The organism is Deinococcus budaensis (assembly GCF_014201885.1).
GTDB classification, from domain to species: Bacteria; Deinococcota; Deinococci; order Deinococcales; family Deinococcaceae; genus Deinococcus; species Deinococcus budaensis.
Window position 1 is genome coordinate 1 of the sequence record NZ_JACHFN010000028.1, and the last position, 2,251, is coordinate 2,251.

Sequence of the window (2,251 nt, forward strand, 5' to 3'; positions counted from 1 at the left end):
ACGGGACCCCAGGCGTTGGTGGCGCTGGTCCACTGGGTGTCGGAGAGGAAGGTCTGGGCGCTGCCCTGCGCGCCGCGCAGGGCGGTGGGGGCGCCAGCACCGGTCCAGGGGTAGCTGACCCCGCCGGCGTAAGGGTCGTCTCCGGCTGGACCCACCCGGTCGCTCCACGGATAGCTCACGCCTCCCGCGTAGGGGTCTTTGCCCGCGTCGGGCGCGGGGACCTGAAGGGTCCGCTCTCCGCAGGCGCTCAGGCCCAGCAGGGCGCCCAGCAGCAGCGTGGCGGGGGCCACCCGCATGAGGGGGGAGGGGAAAGGACGCCGCCGGAGGGGAACCGGCTCCGGGGCTGCCCCCCTCACCGCACGACCTCGATGCCCGAGAGGGCAGGGAAGTCGCGTCCCAGGCCCGAGGCGGTCAGGCCCGCGTCCAGCGTCAGCGTGAGCTTGCCGTCATTGACCTGCACCCCGTCCAGCGTCTTGACCAGCGCGGCGTAGCGCCCGCCACTCTCGGAAAAGATGTCGAGCTTGGACACCCGGGTGCTGCCTTCCGCGAGCACGTCGAAAAGGCGACGGCCCGGCTCGTTCCAGTTCAGCTCGGCAAAGTGCAGCTTGACCTGATAGGTGCCGTTGTTCAGCGGGATGTCGAAGGTGATCTTGCGGCTTTCCTGCGGCACGCTCAGGTCGGCGGTGCGGCCCCGGTAGCTGCGGTAGAGCTGCGGGTTGTCGGTGCCCGAGATGGGGCCGGTGTAGGCCGTGCCCGGCTCGTTGATGGCGGTGGTCGGCGTGAAGATCGCGTCGCTGTTCTGGTCGCGGTCGGGCAGCCACACGTCGCCCGACGGGGCGGTGAAGCCTCCGGCGCCGACGTTGATCAGCAGGGGCGCGGGCTTGAGGTTGCTGACCGTGTACATGTTGTCGTTGTAGTCGTAGTTGATGCCCGAGTAGTCCATGATGACCATGTAGCTGTTGGGAATGGTCAACCCGGCGCGGTCCTTGAGGGGGTAGAAGCGGATGTGCTGGCCGCAGGGGCGCGCGCAGCCGTTGCTGCGGTCGGTGGTCTGGTTGTTGCGGGCGGGGTCGCTCCACTCGCCGTCGATCTTGAGGCCGAAGGTGCGGGCGCCGGGCGTGAAGCTGGCCTGCGCCAGGCCCGAGAGGTTGCTCAGGCGCGGCAGCAACGTCTGCCCGTCCACCCCGGCGTGGGTGAGGACCGTGCTCGCCGTGCCGCTGCCCTTGGCGTGCCAGAAGAGGGCCGCGGTGTTGCCCTGGGTGTGGTAGGCCGCGAGCTGGCGCACCTGCACGGGCTGCGTCTCGTCGGCGCGCTGCCAGTAGGCCGACAGCACCTCCTCACCCTGGGGCCGCACCAGGCCCTTGAGGTTGATGCTGGGTTCGCCGCCCAGGAACGATCCCTTGTAGCCGAACGCCTCGCGAATCTGGAAGACGTCGGGTTCCTGCCCGCCTTCCGAGACGCTTTGCCACAGCCCCGCGAGCTGCACGGTCAGGTTGGGGGTGGCGGGGTCGTTGGTGACCACCGTCAGGGTGCCGTTGTTCACCTTGGTCGTCTCGGCCACGAAGCGCACCCGCACGTCCGCCGAGGCGCCCGGCGCGATGTCGAGCGGGAAGGTCACCGCCGGGTCGAGCTGCCACGGCCCGCTGATGGGCAACCCCGACACGCGCAGCACGGCGCTGCCGCTGTTGCGCACACGCAGCGAGACGAGGTTGTGGACCCCGTTGCTGGGCGGCGAGGCCAGCGAACCGATGCGGCTGAAGACCAGCCGGTCTTGCCACGGTCCGCCGTCCAGATTCTCGACCCCCACCCGGGGCGTACCGCTGCCCGCGAGGGTCGTGGCGCTGACGCTGGCCGGAGCCGAGGCGTTGCCGCTGGTGTCCACCGCGACGACCTGATAGTGGCGGGTGACGCCCGCAGGCAGACCGCTTTCGGTGAAGGTCGAGGCGGTGATGGGCGCCGACGTGAGCGGCTGGAAGGGGCCGTCCGGCGTGGCCGCGCCGCTGACCCGGTACCCGGCGAGGTCACCCTCGGTGTTGTCGCCCCAGTCGAGCACGATGCTGCCGTCGCCGCCGCTGGCGCTCAGGCTGCCCGGCGCAGCGGGGGCCGTGGTGTCGGCGTCGGTCGCGCAGCTGAGCTTGGCGCCCGCCCAGTCGGCATGGTCGTAGTTGAGGCCGTCGCCGGCGTCGGTGACCACCAGCCGCAGCTCGTTGACCCCACTGACATCCACGCTCAGCGCCAGTGGACCGTCGGT

General features: G+C 70.8%; 1 protein-coding gene and 1 pseudogene. Both read right to left on the reverse strand.

What is annotated here, in order from left to right; translation table 11 throughout:
- Positions 1-296 (reverse strand): annotated as a pseudogene (locus HNQ09_RS18610) (NPCBM/NEW2 domain-containing protein); the annotation flags it as partial.
- Between the two features lie 56 nt (positions 297-352).
- Positions 353-2,251: malectin domain-containing carbohydrate-binding protein (locus tag HNQ09_RS18615; protein ID WP_184032056.1), on the reverse strand; the 1,899-nt coding region annotated here is incomplete at its 5' end.